The organism is Streptomyces sp. TLI_053, assembly GCF_900105395.1.
Classification (GTDB): domain Bacteria; phylum Actinomycetota; class Actinomycetes; order Streptomycetales; family Streptomycetaceae; genus Kitasatospora.
Genome location: NZ_LT629775.1, coordinates 688,891 through 707,841, shown reverse-complemented (window position 1 = coordinate 707,841; position 18,951 = coordinate 688,891). Strand labels below are relative to the sequence as shown.

At 74.5% G+C, this 18,951-nt stretch carries 7 protein-coding genes; all 7 read left to right on the top strand.

The window, feature by feature from the left end:
- Positions 1 to 140 precede the first annotated feature (140 nt).
- Positions 141 to 1,172 carry a FecCD family ABC transporter permease gene (locus tag BLU95_RS02605; protein WP_093858483.1) on the top strand — a complete coding sequence of 344 codons (1,032 nt, stop codon included), beginning with the start codon at positions 141 to 143 and terminating at the stop codon, positions 1,170 to 1,172.
- Complete coding sequence (locus BLU95_RS02600) at positions 1,169 to 2,230, top strand: FecCD family ABC transporter permease (protein WP_093858482.1); 1,062 nt, start codon at positions 1,169 to 1,171, stop codon at positions 2,228 to 2,230. Before BLU95_RS02605 ends, BLU95_RS02600 begins: the two co-directional genes overlap by 4 nt.
- Before the next feature lie 40 nt (positions 2,231 to 2,270).
- The gene (locus BLU95_RS02595) at positions 2,271 to 3,179 is read left to right on the top strand and encodes an ABC transporter ATP-binding protein (protein WP_093858481.1); all 909 of its coding nucleotides are present in this window, start codon (positions 2,271 to 2,273) and stop codon (positions 3,177 to 3,179) included.
- An 86-nt stretch (positions 3,180 to 3,265) separates the two neighbouring features.
- Positions 3,266 to 4,336: an iron-siderophore ABC transporter substrate-binding protein gene (locus BLU95_RS02590; RefSeq protein WP_093858480.1), complete on the top strand. Its 1,071-nt coding sequence runs from the start codon at positions 3,266 to 3,268 to the stop codon at positions 4,334 to 4,336.
- A 46-nt stretch (positions 4,337 to 4,382) separates the two neighbouring features.
- Positions 4,383 to 6,194: an ABC transporter ATP-binding protein gene (locus BLU95_RS02585; RefSeq protein ID WP_093858479.1), complete on the top strand. Its 1,812-nt coding sequence runs from the start codon at positions 4,383 to 4,385 to the stop codon at positions 6,192 to 6,194.
- A 39-nt stretch (positions 6,195 to 6,233) separates the two neighbouring features.
- A complete protein-coding gene (locus tag BLU95_RS02580; RefSeq protein WP_093858478.1) occupies positions 6,234 to 17,246 on the top strand; it encodes a non-ribosomal peptide synthetase in 11,013 nt (3,670 codons plus the stop codon).
- Positions 17,233 to 18,936, top strand: a complete 1,704-nt coding sequence (locus BLU95_RS02575) for an ABC transporter ATP-binding protein (RefSeq protein WP_093858477.1) — start codon at positions 17,233 to 17,235, stop codon at positions 18,934 to 18,936. The genes BLU95_RS02580 and BLU95_RS02575 overlap by 14 nt, the downstream gene beginning before the upstream one ends.
- The last annotated feature ends 15 nt before the right edge of the window (positions 18,937 to 18,951 follow it).

The window sequence follows — 18,951 nt, the reverse complement described above, 5'->3', positions numbered from 1 at the left end:
CACGGCGGCGGTGTGTGAGCACCACGCAGGAGAGAGGAACGCCCGTGCCCCTCGGCACCAGCCGTCGCCCCGACGGCCAGCCCGCCGGCAGACCAGGGAGGCCCCGCCCGGCCCCGGCCACGACGACGGCCGGAGGCCCGGTGCCGACCGCGGCCGCGGCGGCCCGTCGGCGGCGGATCACCGGGCTGGTGGCGGTCGCCGCGCTCCTCCTGGTCGCCGCGGTGGTCTCGGTCGCCGTCGGTGCGCGGGCGTTGAGTCCGGCCGAGGTGTGGCACGGACTGTTCGCCGGGCCGGACCCGGACCAGCGGGCCACCGAGATCCGGCTGATCGTGCGGACCGTGCGGCTGCCCAGGACGGTGCTCGCGGTCCTGGCGGGCATCGCCCTGGGCGTCGGCGGGGCGCTGATCCAGGGGTTCACCCGCAACCCGATCGCGGACACCGGCCTGCTGGGGGTGAACACCGGCGCCTCCTTCGCGGTGGTGTCGGCGATCTCGCTGTTCGGCCTCACCGACCCGGCCCAGTACGTCTGGTTCGCCTTCCTCGGTGCCGGGCTGGCCGGGGCGGTCGTGTTCGGGCTGTCGAGCATCGGCCGGGGCGCCGGGAATCCGCTGACGCTCGCCCTGGCGGGCCAGGGGGTCGCGGTGTTCCTCGCGGCGATGACCACCGCGATCGCGCTGTCGGACAAGACGGCCCTGAACGCCCTGCGGTTCTGGAACACCGGCTCGCTGGCCGGCGTCCCGTTCCGGGTCATCTGGCCGGTGACACCGTTCATCGTGGTCGGCCTGGTCATGGCCCTGGCCGTGCTGCCCTCCGTCAACCTGCTCAACCTCGGCGACGACGTGGCCCGGGGCCTCGGGGTGAACATCACCCTGATCAGGACGGTCGGCATCGTCGCCATCACCCTGATGGCGGGCGCGGCCACCGCGGCCTGCGGTCCGATCGCCTTCCTCGGCCTGATGGTGGCGCACGTGGCGAGGTACCTCGCCGGACCCGACTACCGCTGGCTGGTGCCGTACGCGGGACTGCTCGGCGCGGTGGTCCTGCTGGTGTGCGACATCGTGGGGCGCGTGGTGGTCCGGCCGGGCGAACTGGACGCCGGCGTGCTGGTCGCCCTGCTGGGCGCCCCGTTCTTCGCGGTCCTGGTGTGGCGAGGAAAGTTCAGGAGCGCATGAACGTGACAGTGGTGAAGCCGGCCGTGGCTCCGGGTGTGCGCTTCGGCGGCATGTCCTTCGTCTGGCGGCCGTGGGTCGTGCTGGTCACGCTGCTGCTGGCGGCGGCGACCTTCCTCCTGTTCTGCCTGTCCATCGCCCTGGGGGACTTCCCCATCGGCCTGCCGCAGGTGGTCGCCACCCTCTTCGGCGGGGGCGAGCGGGTCGACCAGTTCGTGATCATGGACCTGCGGCTGCCGCGGGCGATGGCCGGCCTGGTCGTCGGGGTCGCCCTGGGAGTGTCCGGGGCACTGACCCAGTCGATCGCCCGCAACCCCCTGGCCAGCCCGGACATCCTGGGGATCACCGGCGGGGCGAGCGCGGTCGCGGTGTTCCTGGTGACGGTGTCGGGCGGCTCGGCCGCCGCGGTCGTCAGCTCGGTCGGCCTCTCCGGAGCGTCCCTCCTGGGCGGCCTCGGCACCGGACTGCTGGTGTACTTCCTGGCCTGGCGCCGCGGGGTGGACGGCTTCCGGCTCATCCTGATCGGCATCTCGGTGAGCGCGGTGATGGAGGCGCTGACGACCTGGCTGCTGGCCACCGCCGACATCAGGGACGTGGCCAGGGCCCAGGCGTGGCTGGTCGGGTCGCTGGACAACCGTTCCTGGGACGAGGTCGGGACGGCGCTCTGGGGCGTGCTGGCGGTGCTGGCCGTGGTGACCGGCGCCGCCTTCCAGTTCAAGCCGATGCACTTCGGCGACGACGTGGCCGCGGGCCTGGGCGTCCGGCACACCCGGGTGCGGGCGGTGCTGCTGCTGTGCGCGGTGCTGCTGGCCGGGTTCGCGGTGAGCGCGGCCGGTCCGGTCCCCTTCGTCGCCATGGTGGCGCCGCAGGTGGCGATGCGTCTGACCAGGTACCCGACGCCGCCGCTGGTGGCGTCCGGCGCGGTGGGGGCGCTGCTGCTGCTCGGGTCGGACCTGGTGGCCCGGACGGCGCTGCCGGTGACCCTGCCGGTCGGCGTGGTCACCGCCGCGATCGGCGGCCCCTTCCTGGTGTACCTCCTGGTTCGGGCGAACCGCCGTTAGGTGATAAGAAAGTAAGGTAAGCCTAAACTGAGGGGGAGCCATGGTCGCCGACTCCATCACCGGGAGCCACCCCGGAAGAACGACCGAAGCCGGGCCCGGGACCGGGCCCGCGACCGGCGCCGCGAAGGTCCCGCGGCTCGCGGCCCGGGGCGTCAGCGTCGGGTACGGCGAACGGACCGTGATCGACTCGCTGGACGTTGCGATCCCCACCGGGGTGGTGACCACCATCATCGGCCCGAACGGCTGCGGCAAGTCCACCCTGCTGCGCACCCTGTCACGGCTGCTCAGGCCGAGCCGGGGAGCGGTGGTGCTGGACGGCGAGGACATCGCCACGCTGAGGACCAGGGACGTGGCGAAGAAGCTCGGCCTGCTGCCGCAGTCGCCGGTCGCCCCGGAGGGCCTGACGGTGGCGGACCTGGTCGCCCGGGGGCGGCACCCGCACCAGAGCTGGCTGCGGCAGTGGTCCTCCGACGACGCCTCGGTGGTGGAGGGCGCCCTGGCCATGACCGGGGTGGCCGACCTGGCCCACCGCCCGGTCGATTCGCTCTCCGGGGGCCAGCGGCAGCGGGTCTGGATCTCGATGACCCTCGCCCAGGGCACCGATCTGCTGCTGCTCGACGAACCCACCACCTATCTGGACCTGGCGCACGCGATCGACGTGCTCGACCTGGTGGACGACCTGCACGAGTCGGGGTGCACCGTGGTGATGGTGCTGCACGACCTCAATCTGGCCGCCCGGTACAGCGACAACCTGATCGTCATGAAGGCGGGCGCGGTGCTGGCGCAGGGTCACCCGCGCGACGTGGTGACTCCCGAGCTGCTGCACGAGGCGTTCGGCCTGCGGGCCGAGGTGATCGACGATCCGGTGGGGGACCGGCCGCTCATCGTGCCGATCGGCCGGACGCACGTCCGGAGCGGGATGAAACGGGACGTAGAAAGCACGACTTAGGCTAGGCTTACCTCACAAACCAGGGATAGCGTTTGCCTCCCCGCCGAGGGGACTTCGGCTGACGGTACGACAGCAAGGGATTTCGCATGCTCCTCGACAGAACGCCGCGTTCGACGCGTACCGGGCGCCGGCAGCGGCTGGCGGCGACGGTGGCCGCCGCGGCGCTCGGTGTGGGCCTGCTCGCGGGGTGCGGGTCCGACGCGACCGGCAAGTCCACCAACGACAGCGCTGCCAACGGCACTTCGGCCGGTTCGTTCCCGGTGACGGTGGAGCACGCGTTCGGATCCACGAAGGTCGACAAGGCCCCCAAGCGGGTCGTCACCGTCGGCTACACGGACGACCAGGCCGTGCTGGCCTTCGGCATCAAGCCGGTCGGCATGGTCGACCAGTACCCGAACCCGGCGGGCCAGAGCCCCGACATCAACACCCAGTGGCCGTGGGTGAAGGCCCAGTGGGGCGACGCCAAGCCCGAGGTCGTCCTCAACAACGGCGACGCCGGCCCCAACTTCGAGAAGATCGCCGCCCTGCGGCCCGACCTGATCGTCGCGGTCTACTCCGAGATCGACCAGGCCGCCTACGACAAGCTCTCGAAGATCGCCCCGACGGTCGGCCGCACCAAGGCCGAGAAGGAGCCGTTCAGCGCTCCGTGGCAGGACAACGCCCTGCACATCGCCAACGCGCTCGGCCGGGCCGACGAGGGCAAGAAGCTGGTCCAGGGCATCCAGGACAAGCTCGCCGCGGTCAAGACGGCGCACCCGGAGTTCGCCAACCAGACCGCCGTCTCGCTGTCGTGGTACAAGGACTCGGTGACCCCCTTCACCACCACCGACGTGCGGGGCCAGCTGCTGTCCGGCATGGGCTTCAAGGGCCAGACCGAGATCGACAGGATCGCGGGCAAGGACTTCTCCACCCAGCTCTCCCCGGAGCGGATGGACCTGATCGACGTCGACCGGGTCTTCGTCATCAACGACAAGGCCGACACCGACGCGCTGAAGAAGTTCGACCTCTTCGCCAACCTCAAGGTGACCAAGGCCGGCAAGGTGTCCTACCTGCTGGACAGTGAGGGCCCCGCGGTCGGCGCCGCGATGTCCCAGGCCACCCTGCTCTCCCTGCCGTACGCCATCGACGAGCTCGTCAAGTCGGTCGGCCAGGGGTGATCCGCCCCGGGCCGGCCGGTCCCCCGTCCGGAGGAAGGACCCGGGTGTGACCACCACGGAGGAGCGCGTCGCTCCGGCCGCCGCCACCGTCCTGCGCACCACGAGCGGCCGGGAGGCGGCCCGGTGGGTCCTCTCCCGCTGCCGCGAGACCCCGTGGCTGACGGCGGCCACCGTGCTCAGCACGGTGGCCGGCGCGGCGCTCCAGATGCTCCCGGTGCTCCTGCTCGGCCGGGTGGTCGACGGGGTGGTCGGGGGCGAGCCGCGCTCGGCCCTGCTGGGCACCGGGGTCCTGATGGTGGTCTCCGCGCTGCTCGGCGCGGCGGCCACCGCGGCCTCCACCTACCTGATCGGGCGGCTCGGCGCGGAACTGCTCGCCCACCTGCGGGAGGGTGCCGTCCGGGCGGTGCTGGGCATGCCGGTCGGCCGGGTGGAGCAGGTGGGCCGGGGTGACGTCCTCTCCCGGGTGGGCGACGACGTCGCCGTCCTGTCCAGGGGCATCCGGGCGGCCATCCCCACCGTGTTCTCGGCGGGTGTGCTGGTCGCCGTGGCCACGATCGGCATGTTCGGGCTGGACTGGCGGCTCGGCCTGGCGGGTGCCTGCGCGCTGCCCGCCTACGGGCTGGCGCTGCGCTGGTACCTGCCCCGGTCCGCCCCGCTCTACCGCAAGCAGCGGGCCGCCCAGGCCGACCGCGCGCAGGCGCTGATCAGCGGGCTGAACGGCATCGGCACGGTGCGGGCGTACCGGCTGGAGGAGGCGTTCCGGGAGAAGGTCGCCACCGACTCGCGGCGGGTGCGGGACCACGGGATCGAGGTGTTCCGGCTGTTCGGCCGGTTCGTCGGCCGGGAGAACCGGGCCGAGTTCATCGGACTGGTCCTGATCCTCCTGGTGGGCTACGTCCTGCTGGAGACGGGGTCGGCCGGCCTGGGCGACGTGTCGGCGGCCCCGCTGGTGTTCCACCGTCTGTTCACGCCGCTGGGCGCCATCATGTTCACCTTCGACGAGGCGCAGAAGTCGGGCGCGAGCCTGACCCGGCTGGTCGGGGTGCTGACCGAGTCCGAGGCGGAGCGGCTGGTGGGCCACCCGGAGGCGGCCCCCCGGGGTGTGGTTGCGTGCCCGGTGACGGTGGAGGGGCTGACCTTCCGCTATCCCGGCGCGGAGGAACCGGTCCTGCGGGACGTCAGTCTGACCGTTCCGGCGGGGGGTTCGCTGGCACTGGTGGGGGCGACGGGCGCGGGCAAGTCGACGCTGGCCGCCCTGGTCGCCGGGATCGAGACCCCGCAGGCCGGATCGGTGCGGATCGGGTCGAGCGATCTCGCCGACCTGGACGAGGTCGCGGCGCGGGCGCTGGTGAGCGTGCTCACCCAGGAGACCCACGTGTTCTCCGGCCCGCTGGCCGAGGACCTGCGGCTGGCGGCGCCGACGGCCACCGACGCCGAACTGGCCGAGGCGCTGCGCACGGTGGGTGCCGCCGAGTGGGTCGAGGCCCTGCCGGAGGGGCCGGCCACACCGGTGGGGGAGGGCGGCGAGCGGCTGGACGGCACCAAGGTCGCGCAGGTGGCGCTGGCCCGGCTGGTGCTGGGCCGGGCGCCGGTGGTGGTGCTCGACGAGTCGACCGCGGAGGCCGGCAGCGAGGGCGCGGCCGAGCTGGAGCGGGCGGTCCGGGCCGCCTGCGCGGGGCGGACCACGCTGTTCGTGGCCCACCGGCTGACCCAGGCGATGGCGGCCGACCGGATCGCCGTGCTGGACGCGGGGCGGGTCGTGGAGCAGGGCACCCACGAGGAACTGGTGGCCCTGGGCGGCCGTTACGCGGATCTCTGGCTGGCCTGGAGGGGAGACAGCCGGATGAGGCTCGGTTAGGTTAGGCTGACCTAAGTTTCCGGGGAGGGTGAGTCGTTGATGACGGAACCGAGTGCTCGTCCCGTACTGTTCTCTCCCGCCCGTCTGGCCGGCCTGCGCCGGCGTTCGGGCGACTGGTCCGACCGGACCATGGCCGAGGCGGTGGCCGTCGGCCTGTCCTACTGGGCGACCGGCCGGAGCCCCGAGGGTCTCGACCTGGCCCCCGGCACCCGGTTCGCGGACGTCCTCGGCTGGGTCGCCGACGGCGGCGGCCCGCCCCCCGGCTGGAGCGTCGGCGAGGCCGCCCCGGACGGCATCCGGATCACCGTGCCCGAAGGCGTCCCGGCGCACGAGGCGCAGCGCGCGCTCGACGACCTGGCGGACTTCCCCGACCGGCCCGTCGGCACCATCGGCCCGTCCGGCGCGGCCGAGCGGCTCGCGGCCCTGACCGCGTGGAACGACACGGCGGCCGACCGGGTCCGGCCGACCGTGGTGGAACTCTTCCTCGAACAGGCCCGGCTCGGGCCGGACGCCGTCGCCCTCGTCGACGAGCACCGGTCGCTGACCTACCGTCAGGCGTCCGAACTCTCTGCCCAGCTCGCCCACCACCTGCTCGCCCGCGGACTGACCGCCGAGCAGACCGTCGGCATCTCGCTCGACCGCTCCGCCGAGATGGTGATCGGCCTGCTGGCCGTGCTCCGGGCCGGGTGCGCGTTCGTCCCCCTCGACCCGCGCTGGCCCGCCGAGCGCCGCGCCGTGGTGATCGCCGACGCCCGGATCGCCGTCCAGCTGGACCGCGCGGGCCGGCCGGACCCCGCCGAACCGGACGCCCTCGCGGTGGACCTCGACGACTGGCGCTACGGCGACCACCCCGTCCAGGACCCGGGGGTCACCGTCCGCGGCGACTCGCTCGCCTATGTGATCTTCACCTCCGGCTCGACCGGACGGCCCAAGGGCGCGATGATCCGTCACGAGGCGATCAGCGAGCGCCTGCTGTGGCAGGTCCACGAGATCCTGGGCTTCGGCCACGACGACGCCTCCCTCTTCAAGGCGCCGCTCTCCTTCGACATCTCCGTCAACGAGATCTTCCTGCCCCTGGTGTGCGGCGCCCGGCTGGTGGTCCTGAAGCCGGGCGGCGAGCGCGACCCGCACCACATGCTGGAGGTGATCGCCGAGCAGCGCGTCACCTTCACCTACCTGGTGTCGTCGATGCTGGACGTCCTCCTGGAGATCGCCGGCGACACCGCGCGCCTCGACAGCCTGCGCCACGTCTGGTGCGGCGGCGAGGTGCTCACCCCCGAGCTGTACGAGCGGTTCCGCACCCGGCTCGGGATCCCGATGTACCACGGCTACGGTCCGGCCGAGACCACGATCGGCGTCTCCCACGTCGTCTACCGGGGCGAGGCGGAACGCCTGTCGACCTCCATCGGCCGCGCCAACCCCAACACCCAGCTGTACGTCCTGGACGACGAGCTGCGCCCGGTCCCGGTCGGCGTCGGCGGCGAACTCTACGTGGGCGGCTTCCTGCTGGGCCGCGGCTACGTCGGCGCGCCCGGGCTCACCGCCGCCCGGTTCGTCGCCAACCCCTTCGCGGACGACGGGTCACGGCTCTACCGGACCGGCGACCTCGCGCGGTTCGCCCCGGACGGCTCGCTGGACTTCCTCGGCCGCGCCGACAACCAGGTCAAGGTCCGCGGCATGCGGCTCGAACTGGAGGACGTCGAGGCCGGCCTCGCCGAACACCCCGGGGTGCGGCACACCTGCGTCGTCGCGAAGAAGAACAGCGCGGGCGGCACCTACCTGGTCGGGTACGTGATCCCGGCCGCCGGCCGGGAAGGCCTGCGGGCCGAGGAGGTCCGGCAGTGGGCCACCGGGCACCTGGTGGAGTACATGGTGCCCGCCCACGTCGTCGTGCTGCCGGAGTTCCCCCTCACCCCCAACGGCAAGCTGGACCGGCGCGCCCTGCCCGAGCCCGACCTCGGACCGGCCTCCGCGGCCCGGCCCGTCACCGACGACGAACGCGCCGTGTGCGCGGCCGCGGCGGAGGTGCTGCGGCTGGAGCACGTCGGCGTCGACCAGGACTTCTTCCGGCTCGGCGGGGACAGCATCCTGGCGATCTCGCTGCTGACCGCGCTGCGCCGGGCGGGCCTGCACGTCACCGCGCGTCAGCTCTTCGCCAACAGCGTGCTGGGCGCCCTCGCGGCGGTGGCGAGCCGCGAGGAGACGACCCCGGCGGACCACCAGGACGTCGCCACCGGCGCCGTCACCGGATCGCCCGTCCTGCGGTGGCTCGGCGGGACCACCGACGCAGTCGACGGCTTCGTCCAGTCGGTCGTGCTGACCACGCCGGCCGGACTGACCGCCGCCGCCCTGGACGCCGTGCTCACCGCCGTCGTGGCCCGGCACGACATGCTGCGCGCCCGGCTCGTCCGGGGCGGGCCCTGGGGCTTCGAGGTCCCGGAGACGGCACCGGAGGCGGCAGCGGGGGTCGCAGCGGGGGCGGCCGCGACAGCCGGTGCGACGGCGGTCGGCTGGGAGGAGAGCGACCTGCCGCCGGACGCGTGCGCGGCCCTCGCCGCCGCGCGGCTGGACCCGGACCGCGGCGTGATGCTGCGGGCCGTCTGGCGCCGGGAGGCCCGCCAACTCGTCCTCGTCGTCCACCACGTGGTGATCGACGGCGTGTCCTGGCACGTCCTGCGGGAGGACCTCGCCACCGCCTGGCGCCGGTACACCGCGGGCGAGCCGGTCGACCTGCCCGCAGTCGGCACCTCGTTCCGTCGCTGGACGCAACTGCTGGAGGGCGCGGACTTCGACGCCGACCGCGCCCACTACGAACGCCCCCTGCCCGGGCCGGACGCGCCACTGGGCCGGCGGCCGCTCGCCGCGGACGACACGGTCGCGCGGGAACGCCGGCGGACCTTCACGGTCGGTCCCGGGCTCACCGGCCCGCTGCTGGGCGAGGTCCCGGCGCGGTTCCACGCCGGCGTCAACGACGTCCTGCTGACCGCGCTCGCCGTCGCCCTCGCCGGCTGGCGCCGCGACCGGGGCGGGCGACAGACCTTCGCGCACATCGAGCTGGAGGGCCACGGGCGCGAGGCCCGCCACCTGGCGGGCGCCGCCGGGACCGAGCCGGACCTCTCCCGGACCGTCGGCTGGTTCACCACACTGTTCCCGGTGACCGTGGACCCCGGCCCCGCCGAGGACTTCACCGCGCCCGAGTACCTCGCCGCGGCCCTCAAGGCGGTCAAGGAGGACCTCGCCCGCGTCCCGCGCAACGGCCTCTCCTACGGCGCGCTGCGCCACCTGCACGGTGCCGCCTTCGCCGCCCCCGCACCGCAGGTCCTGTTCAACTACCTCGGCCGCTTCGAGGCGGGCGCCGCCGGCGACTGGCAGCTCGCGGGGCCGACCGGCCAGCTCGGGGAGCGGCGCGACCCGGGCATGCGGCTGCCCCGCGCCCTGGAGTTCAACGCGATCGCCGAACCGGCCGAGTCCGGCGGGTACCGGCTGGTCACCACCGTCTCCTGGCCCGAGGGGATGTTCACCGACGAGGACGTGGAGGCGCTGGGCGGCCGTTTCCGGACCGCCCTCGCCGGGATCGCCGCCCTCGACCGGGGCGGCCACTCGCCGAGCGACTTCCCGCTGGTGCGGCTGACCCAGGCCGACGTCGACGCCCTGGACGGCCCCGCCCTGGACGACGTCCTGCCCCTGACCCCGCTGCAGGAAGGGCTGTACTTCCACTCGGTCTTCGACGACGACTCCGCGGGCAGCTACGTCGAACAGCAGCTGCTCACCCTGGAGGGGGAGCTCGACGCCGACCGGCTCGCGGCCGCGGCCACCCGGCTGCTCACCCTGTACCCGAACCTGGCCGCGCGCTTCACCGCCCTCGCCGACGGGCGGGTGGTCTCCGTCCTGGAGAGCGGGGCGGCGGTCCCGTTCACCACGCTCGACCGGCCCGGCATCACCGACGAGGAACTGCGCTCCCTCGCCGAGCGGGACCGCAGGGCCGGCTTCGACCTGGCCGCGGGCCCGCTGATGCGGTACACGCTGTTCCGGGACCGGGAGCCCGGCCGGCACGTCCTGGTGCAGACCGTGCACCACATCCTGGCCGACGGCTGGTCCGTGCCGCCGATGCTCCGCGCGCTGCTCGCCGAGTACCACGCCCCGGGGGCGGCCTACCCGGTCGGCGGCTTCACCGACTGGGTCGCCCGGCTCGCCGCACTCGACACCGCGGAGAGCGACCGGGTGTGGCGCGCCGAACTCGCCGACCTGCCCGGCCCCTCGCTGGTCGCCGAGGGGCACACCTCCTCCGGCCGGTTCGCCGACACCTCGGTGGCGGCGGACGACCTCGACGCGGCCGCCCGGTCCGCCGGCGCGACGCCGAGCGCGGCCGTGCACAGCGCCTGGGCGCTGACCCTGGGCGGGATCCTGCACTCCGCGGACGTGGTCCTCGGTTCCACCGTCTCCGGCCGCGACGCCGAGCTGCCGGGCATCGCGGAGATGGTCGGCCTGTTCATCAACACCGTCCCCGTGCGGGCCCGGTGGAACGCCGGCACCACCGCCGGCGAACTGCTCGCCTCGGTGCGCGAACACCAGGGCGCCGTCCTTCCGCACCAGCACGTCTCGCTGGCCAGGACCTCCCGGCTGGCCGGCCACGGCTCCCTGTTCGACACCCTGGTGGTGTTCGACGTGGCGACCGACACCGCCGCCCTGCGCCGGCCCGGCGACACCCTGGTCCTCACCGGCGTGGCCAACGAAGGCGCGCCGCACTACCCGCTGACGCTGGTGGTCGAGCGCTCGCCCGACGGGCGCACGCGCTTCACCCTCATCCACGACCGGGAGCTGCTGGGGGAGGCCGGCGCCCGGGACATCCTGGACCGGTTCACCCGCACCCTCACCGGCCTGCTCACCCGCCCGGACGCCCCGGTGGGCGCGCTGGTGCCGACCGGGGAGCCGCGCCCGGCACCGGTCCCCCCGGTCACCCTCGGCGAGCTGTTCGACGCCGCGGCCCGTCGGGACCCGGGCGCCACCGCCGTCACCCAGTGCGCGCTCGACGGCGCCACCCGCTCGCTGACCTACGGCGAACTGGCCCGGGCCAAGGACGAGTTGGCGGCCGGGCTGCGCGCGGCCGGGGTCCGGCCGGGCCGGTCGGCGGCGGTCGCCCTGCCGCGCTCGGTGGAACAGGTGGTCGCGCTGGTCGCGATCGTCGGCGCGGGTGGCGCCTACGTACCGCTGGACACCGCCTACCCGGACGAGCGACTGGCGTACGTGCTCGCCGACGCCGCCCCGCAGGTCGTCCTCGTCGACCCGGAGCAGCGGGAGCGCTTCACCGCCCTGCTGGAGCGTGCCGGCGTCCCGGCCGCGGTCCTGGTGCGGGGCGAGGAGCTGCCGCAGGGCGACGGGAGCCCCGCCCCCCTGCCCGGCCCGCACGACCCCGCGTACGTCATCCACACCTCCGGCTCCACCGGCCGCCCCAAGGGTGTCGTGGTCCCGCACTCCGCCGTGGTGGCGCTGCTCGCCAACACCCGGCCGGCCATGGGCTTCGGGCCGGACGACGTCTGGGTGCAGTTCCACTCCTACTCCTTCGACTTCGCGGTCTGGGAGCTGTGGGGCGCGCTGCTGCACGGCGCCGAACTGCTGGTGCCCGACTACGCGCTGACCCGCTCCCCGGTGGACTTCCACCGGCTGGTCCGCGAGCGCGGGGTGACCGTGCTCAACCAGACCCCCTCCGCCTTCCACCGGTTCGTCGAGGCCGACCGGCACTCCGGCGCGCCCCTGCCCGCCCTGCGCCTGGTCGTCCTCGGCGGCGAGGCGGTGGACCTCGGGCGGCTGCGCGGCTGGGTCGGGCGGCACGGCACCGCCTCGCCCGAGCTGGTCAACATGTACGGCATCACCGAGACCACCGTCCATGTCACCCACCGGGTGCTGACCGACGAGGACTTCGGCCCCGACGGTCCGGTCAGCCCGATCGGCGGCCCGATCCCGGGCCTGGTCACCCATCTGCTGGACGAGCGGCTGCGGCCGGTGCCGCCGGGCCGGACCGGCGCCGTCTACGTGGCGGGCGACCAGGTCTCCCTGGGCTACCTGGGACGGCCCGGCCTCACCGCGGGCCGGTTCGTGGCGGACCCGTTCACCGGCGACGGCTCCCGGATGTACCACACCGGCGACCTGGCCCGCCGAAGGCTCGACGGCGAGCTGGAGTTCGTCGGCCGCGCCGACGACCAGGTCCAGCTGAAGGGGTTCCGGATCGAACCCGGCGAGGTGGAGGCGGCGCTCCGCGACCTCGACGGGGTGGTCGACGCCGCCGTCACCGTCGCGGACAGCGGGGACCACCTGGTCGCGCACCTCGTCGGCCGGGCACCCGCCGACCCGGCCGCGCGACTCGCGGCCAGGCTGCCCGCACACATGGTGCCGGGCCGGTTCCTGACGGTCGACGCCCTGCCGCTGACCGTCAACGGCAAGCTGGACCGGGCGGCCCTCGTCGCCCGGGCGGCGCGGGACGACGCCCCTGAGGCCGTCGCGGAGACCGGGGCGGAAGCCGTCGTGGTGCCCGGCGGCTCCGTGCTGCCCTCGCTCGTCGGCATCTTCGCCGAGGTCCTGAAGCTCCCCGGCGCGGACGCGGACACCGACTTCTTCCGGGCCGGCGGCGACAGCATCGTCGCGATCACCGTGATCAACCGGGCCCGCGCGCTGGGCCTGCGGATCGCGCCCCGGGACGTGTTCCTGCACCGGACGCCGCGGGCGCTCGCCGGGCTCCCGGGCGCCTCCGCGCCCGCGTCCGCCCCCGTCCCGGCCCCCTCCGCCGTCCTCGTGGCCGCCTCCGACGGGGCCGGGCCGGTGCCGCCCACGCCGATCGTGCTGCGCCGGCGCGAACTCGGCGGCCCCCTCGCCCGCTTCGCCCAGGCCCGGGCCCTGCGGCCGCCCGGCGGCACCACCCTCGCCGACCTCGAACGCGCCGCGACCGAGGTCCTGGCCGCCCACCCCGTGCTGCGACTGCGGCTCGACACCGGGCACGGCGTGTGGACCCTGCGCACCGGTCCGGCCCGCCCGGCCACCGTCGTCACCGCCGACACCGACGACCCCGCGGCCGCGGCCGACGCGGCCGCCGACCGGCTCGACCCCGAGGCGGGGGAGGTCGTCGTGTTCACCCGGCTCGCCCCGACCGGGACGGTGGTGGTCACCGTCCACCACCTCGCGGTCGACGCGGTGTCCTGGCTGATCCTGCTGGACGACCTCGCCGCCGCCCTGCGCGGGGAGGCCCTCGCCCCGGCCACCACCTCCTACGCCGAGTACGCCGCGGCGCTGACCCTGCGGGCCGCCGCCGACACCGGCGACCTCGGCCGCTGGGCCGACACCCTCCAGGCACCCCCGCTGCTGCCCGCACCCCCCGGCCGACGGCGCGAGCGCACCGTGGTGCTCCCGCCCGACCTCGGCGACCCGGTCACCCGCACCGCGCCCGCCGCCCTCGGCCTCGGCCTCACCGAACTGCTCTGCGGCGCCCTGCGGACCGCGCTGACCGCCGTCCAGCCCGAGCCCACCGACCTCGCGGTCGACCTCGAGCGGCACGGCCGGGTCCCGTTGCTGGAGCACCACGACTACTCCCGCACCGTCGGCTGGTTCACCGCCGTCGCCCCGGTCCGGCTCGGCCCGCACACCGACCCCGTCGCCGCCGCCCGCGAGCTGACCGAACGGCAGCCCGACGAGGCCGGGCACCTCGGCTACGGCCGGCTGCGGTACCTCAACCCGCAGACCGCACCGCTGCTGACCGCCCGACCGCAGGTGCTCTTCAACTACCTCGGCCGGGGCGACGAGTCCGAGGCCCTGCCCGTCACCGGCGACGAGGGCGACAGCCCCTACGCGGTGGAGGTCAACGCCTGGACCGACGCCGGCACCGGCGCCCTGCACGCCGCCTTCACCCTCGCCGAGGAGATCCCCGACGCGATCACCGGCCACTGGCTGCGGGCCCTGACGGCCGTCGCCGAAGCCGCCCGCACGGCCGGGCGCACGGCACCGGTCACCCCGCTCCAGCGGGGACTGTACTTCCAGGCCCAGCTGGCCGGCCCGGCCGGACACTACGTCGCGCAGAGCTGGTTCCGCTTCGATCGGCGCCTCGACCCCGACGCCCTCACCGAGGCCGTGGCCGCGGTGACCGCCCGCCACCCCGTCGTCGGCGCGGGCTTCACCACCGACGAGGACGGCAACCCGGTCCAGCTGCTCGGCACCGGCGGTCGGGTCGGCGTCCGCACCGTCGAGCTGACCACCGAGGCGGAGGTGGACGACCTCCGGGCCCGGGACCGCGGCACCGGCTTCGACCCGGCCGAACCGCCGCTGCTCCGGCTCACCGTGGTCCGGCTGCCCGGCGGACGCGACGGACTGCTCCTCAGCTACCACCTGCTGCTGTGGGACGGCTGGTCGCGCGAGATCGTGCTGCGCGACCTGTTCGCCGCCTACGAGGCCGTGCTCGCCGGGCAGCGGCCCGACACCCGACCCGCCGTGCCCGCCTTCGAGGACTGCGCCCGGGCGCTCGCCGCCCGCGACCGGGCCGGCGCCGAACGCTTCTGGGCGGAGCACCTCGCCGGCCTCCCCGGTCCCACCCTGCTCGCCGGACCGGCACCCGCCCTCACCGACGGTCTGCCGCCCGTGCTGCTGCGCACCCTCTCCGCCGAGCGCTCGGACCTCCTGCGGACGGCGGCCAAGGCCCACGGCGTCACCCTGAACACCGTCCTCACCGCGGCCTTCGGGCTGCTCCTCGGCGCCCGCACCGGCCGCGCCGACGCGGTGTTCGGCGTCACCGTCTCCGGCCGGGAGGGCGAGGGCCTGTCCGAGGTCGTCGGCGTGCTGCTCAACACCGTGCCGATGTGGACCCGCGCCCGGCCCGGCGACACCGTCGGGGCGTACCTGTCCGCCGTCCAGCGGGCCAGGGTCGAGGCGATGGAGCACGAGCACCTCGGGCTCGGCGAGATCCAGCGCGCCGGCGGCCACGACACCCTGTTCGACAACCTCTTCGTGCTCCAGAACTTCCTGGACCCGGACGCCTTCACCGAGATGAACACCCGCCACGGCATCACCGAGGTCAAGGCCGACGACTCCACCCACTACCCGTTCACCTGGGTCGTCACCCCCGGCGACCGGCTCACCGTGAAGCTGGAGCACCGCCACGGCGACAGCGCCGCGGCGGACCGCCTCCTCGACGACTACCTGCGGGTGCTCGCCGACCTCGCCGACGCGACCGGGCCGGTGGGCGCCCTGCCGGGCCTCGGACCGGTCCCCGTGCCCGGCGTGCGCACCGACATCGGCACGGACACCGTGGTCGACCGCTTCGACCTCGCGGCGGACCGCGCCCCGGAGCGGACCGCCCTCGTCTCGCACGGCGCGAGCACGACCTTCGGCGAGCTCAGGGACCGCAGCCGCGCCCTGGCCGGCGTCCTGGCCGGGCGCGGGATCGGCCCCGGCCGCACGGTCGGGCTGGCGCTCCCGCGCTCCCTGGACTCGATCACCGCCCTGTTCGCGGTGCTGCGCACCGGGGCCGCGTACGTACCGCTGGAGCTGGACCACCCGGACGAGCGGATCGCCGCGATCCTCTCGGACGTCCGCCCCGACGTGGTCCTCACCGTGAGCGCGGTGGCACCGAGGCTGGCCGGCGGGCGCGCCGACCTGGTCGAACTGGACCGCCCGCTGCCGCCCGCCGCGCCGTTCACGACCTTCGCACCGGACGACCCGCGGCGCCTGCGCCACCCCGCCTACACCATCCACACCTCGGGCTCGACCGGGAAGCCCAAGGGCGTGGTGACCGAGTACGCGGGCCTCACCAACATGCTGATCAACCACCAGCGCCGGATCTTCGCCCCGGTCCTGGCCGAGCACGGCCACCGGACCTTCCGGATCGCCCACACCGTGTCGTTCGCCTTCGACATGTCGTGGGAGGAGCTGCTGTGGCTCGCCGACGGCCACGAGGTGCACATCTGCGACGAGGAGCTCCGCCGCGACGCGCCCGCCCTGGTCGAGTACTGCCACCAGCACGCGATCGACGTGGTGAACGTGACCCCGACCTATGCGCAGCAACTGCTGGCCGAGGGCCTGCTCGACCATCCGGAGCGCCGCCCGGCGCTCGTCCTGCTCGGCGGCGAGGCCGTCACCCCGACCCTGTGGCGGCGGCTCGCCGAGACCCCGGGCACGGTCGGCTACAACCTCTACGGCCCCACCGAATACACCATCAACACCCTGGGCGTCGGCACCTTCGACTGCCAGGACCCGGTGGTGGGCGTGGCCATCGACAACACCGACGTGTACGTGCTCGACCCGTGGCTGCGCCCGGTGCCCGACGGCGTGCCCGGGGAGCTCCACGTCGCGGGCGTCGGCATCGCCCGGGGTTACCTGGGTCTGCCGGGCCAGACCGCGCACCGCTTCGTCGCCTGTCCGTTCGGCGCGCCCGGCAAGCGGATGTACCGCACCGGCGACCTCGTCCTGCGGCGGCCCGACGGCAACCTGAGCTACCTCGGCCGCACCGACCAGCAGGTCAAGATCCGCGGCCACCGGGTGGAGCCGGGCGAGGTGGAGGCCGCCTTCGCGGCGCACCCGGCGGTCCGGTTCGCCGCCGCCGTCGCCCAGCCGGACCCGAACGTCGACGGCGCCCATCGGCTCGCCGCCTACCTGGTGCTGTTGGACGGCTCCGACCTGGCGACGGTCGCCGCCGAGGTGGGTGCCGCACTGCCGGACTTCCTGCGGCCGACGCACTACGCCCGGGTGGACCGGATCCCGCTCACCGTGAACGGCAAGGCCGACACCAGGGCCCTGCCCGAACCCCGGCCGCTGGGGGCGCTGACCACGGCGGGCGAGCGCGGCCCGCGGACCGGGACCGAGAGCACGGTCTGCGGCTACTTCGCGGAGACCCTCGACCTCGACGACGAGGAGGTCAGCGCGGTGGGTGACTTCCTCTCCCTCGGGGGACACTCCATGCTGGCCGTACGTCTGGCCGGACTCCTGCGCCGGGAGTTCGGCCCTGTGATCACCATCCGTGATCTCTTCACCCTGCGAACCCCGGAAGCGATTGCGCGCCACATCGATGAAAACTCCTGACAACCGGCGGTCCCGCCGTCCCGGATCCGCGATCCTCCGGACGGCGGTCCGCCGCAACACCCGTGCCATGGTCGTCGGCACCGTCCTCATGGGCCTCTACCAGGCCGGTGAGACGGCGTTCCCGATCGCGCTCGGCCTGATCGTCGAGCACACCCTGCGCGACCGCTCCCCGGGGTCGCTCGCCCTGGCGGTCGGGGCGCTGGCGGTGATCATCACCACGGTGTCCCTGTCGTGGCGCTTCGGCATGCGCGTCCTGCAGAAGGCCAACACGACCGAGGCGCACCGCTGGCGGGTGCGGGTGGCCGAGTGCGGCCTCCAGCCGGTGGCCCGGGACACCGGCCTCAAGTCCGGCGAGGTGCTCACCATCGCGACCGAGGACGCGGACCAGACGGCCGACATCGTCGAGGTGGTGCCGATGCTGCTCAGCTCCATGGTCGCGGTGCTGATCGCGGCGGTCGCCCTGGGCACGGCGAACCTGTGGCTCGGGCTGCTGGTCGTGGTGGGCACCGTCGCCATCCTCTCGGTGCTGAGCGTGATGTCCCGGCGCATCGGCAGCAGTACCAAGGAGCAGCAGGCCCGGGTGGCACGGGCGGGGGCGAAGGTCGCCGACCTGATCACCGGCCTCCGCCCGCTGCACGGCTTCGGCGGCAACCACGCGGCGTTCCGGTCGTACCGGAGGGTCAGCACGGAGGCGAAGGAGCAGGCGGTCACGGTGGCCCGGGTGAACGGCGTCTACGCGGGCACCGCCCTGGGCCTGAACGCCGTCCTCGCGGTCTCGGTGACCCTGACGGCCGGCTGGCTGGCCTTCGACGGGCAGATCGACATCGGGGAGCTGGTGATGGCGGTCGGCCTGGCGCAGTTCGTCATGGAGCCGTTGCGGCTGTTCTCCGACATGCCGAAGTACGTGATGATGGCGCGGGCCTCGGCGGAGCGGATGGCCCTGGTGCTGTCGGCCGAGCCGGTGACGGTGCCGGGGGAGGAGCGTCCGGAGCCGGACGGCGGCCTGGAGATCGACTGCGTCCGGTACGGCGCCCTGCAGGGGGTGAAGTTCCACGTCCCGGCCGGCGAGTTCACCGCGATCACGGCTTACCAGCCGCGAGCGGCGGCCGACCTGGCGGCGGTGCTGGCCCTGGCCGTCCCGCCGGAGTCCTACGAGGGGGAGGTGCGGGTCGGCGGCCGGCCGTTCGCGCAGCTGTCGGTCGAGTCGCTCCGCGCGCACCTCCTGGTCAATCCCTACGACGGGGAGATCTTCGCGGGCACGCTCCGTTCGAACATCGACCCGTCCGGGACGAGCACGACGGTGCCCGAGGCGGTCGAGGCGTCGATGCTGACCGACGTGGTGGCCCTGCACCGGCAGGGGCTCGACTACGAGGTCCGCGACCGCGGCTCCAACCTCTCCGGGGGCCAGCGCCAACGGCTGTCCCTGGCCCGGGCGCTGGCCGCCGACACCGAGGTGCTCGTGCTGCGGGACCCGACGACGGCGGTGGACGCCGTCACCGAGCAGCTCGTCGCCCGCCGGCTGGCGGCGCTGCGGCGGGGCCGGACCACCGTGGTGATCACCAGCAGTCCGGCCCTGCTGGACGCCGCCGACCGGGTGCTCGTCCTGGACGGCGGCGTGGTGAAGGCGGAGGGCACCCACCGGGTGCTGCTGGACACCGATCCGGCGTACTGCCTCGCGGTGACGCGGTGACGCGGTGACGCGGTG

Excerpts from the sequence above, each read along its gene's own strand:
- BLU95_RS02575 (WP_093858477.1), top strand. The coding sequence starts at position 17,233 with ATGAAAACTCCTGACAACCGGCGGTCCCGCCGTCCCGGATCCGCGATC.
- BLU95_RS02590 (WP_093858480.1), top strand. The coding sequence starts at position 3,266 with ATGCTCCTCGACAGAACGCCGCGTTCGACGCGTACCGGGCGCCGGCAG.
- BLU95_RS02595 (WP_093858481.1), top strand. The coding sequence starts at position 2,271 with ATGGTCGCCGACTCCATCACCGGGAGCCACCCCGGAAGAACGACCGAA.
- BLU95_RS02580 (WP_093858478.1), top strand. The coding sequence starts at position 6,234 with ATGACGGAACCGAGTGCTCGTCCCGTACTGTTCTCTCCCGCCCGTCTG.
- BLU95_RS02600 (WP_093858482.1), top strand. The coding sequence starts at position 1,169 with ATGAACGTGACAGTGGTGAAGCCGGCCGTGGCTCCGGGTGTGCGCTTC.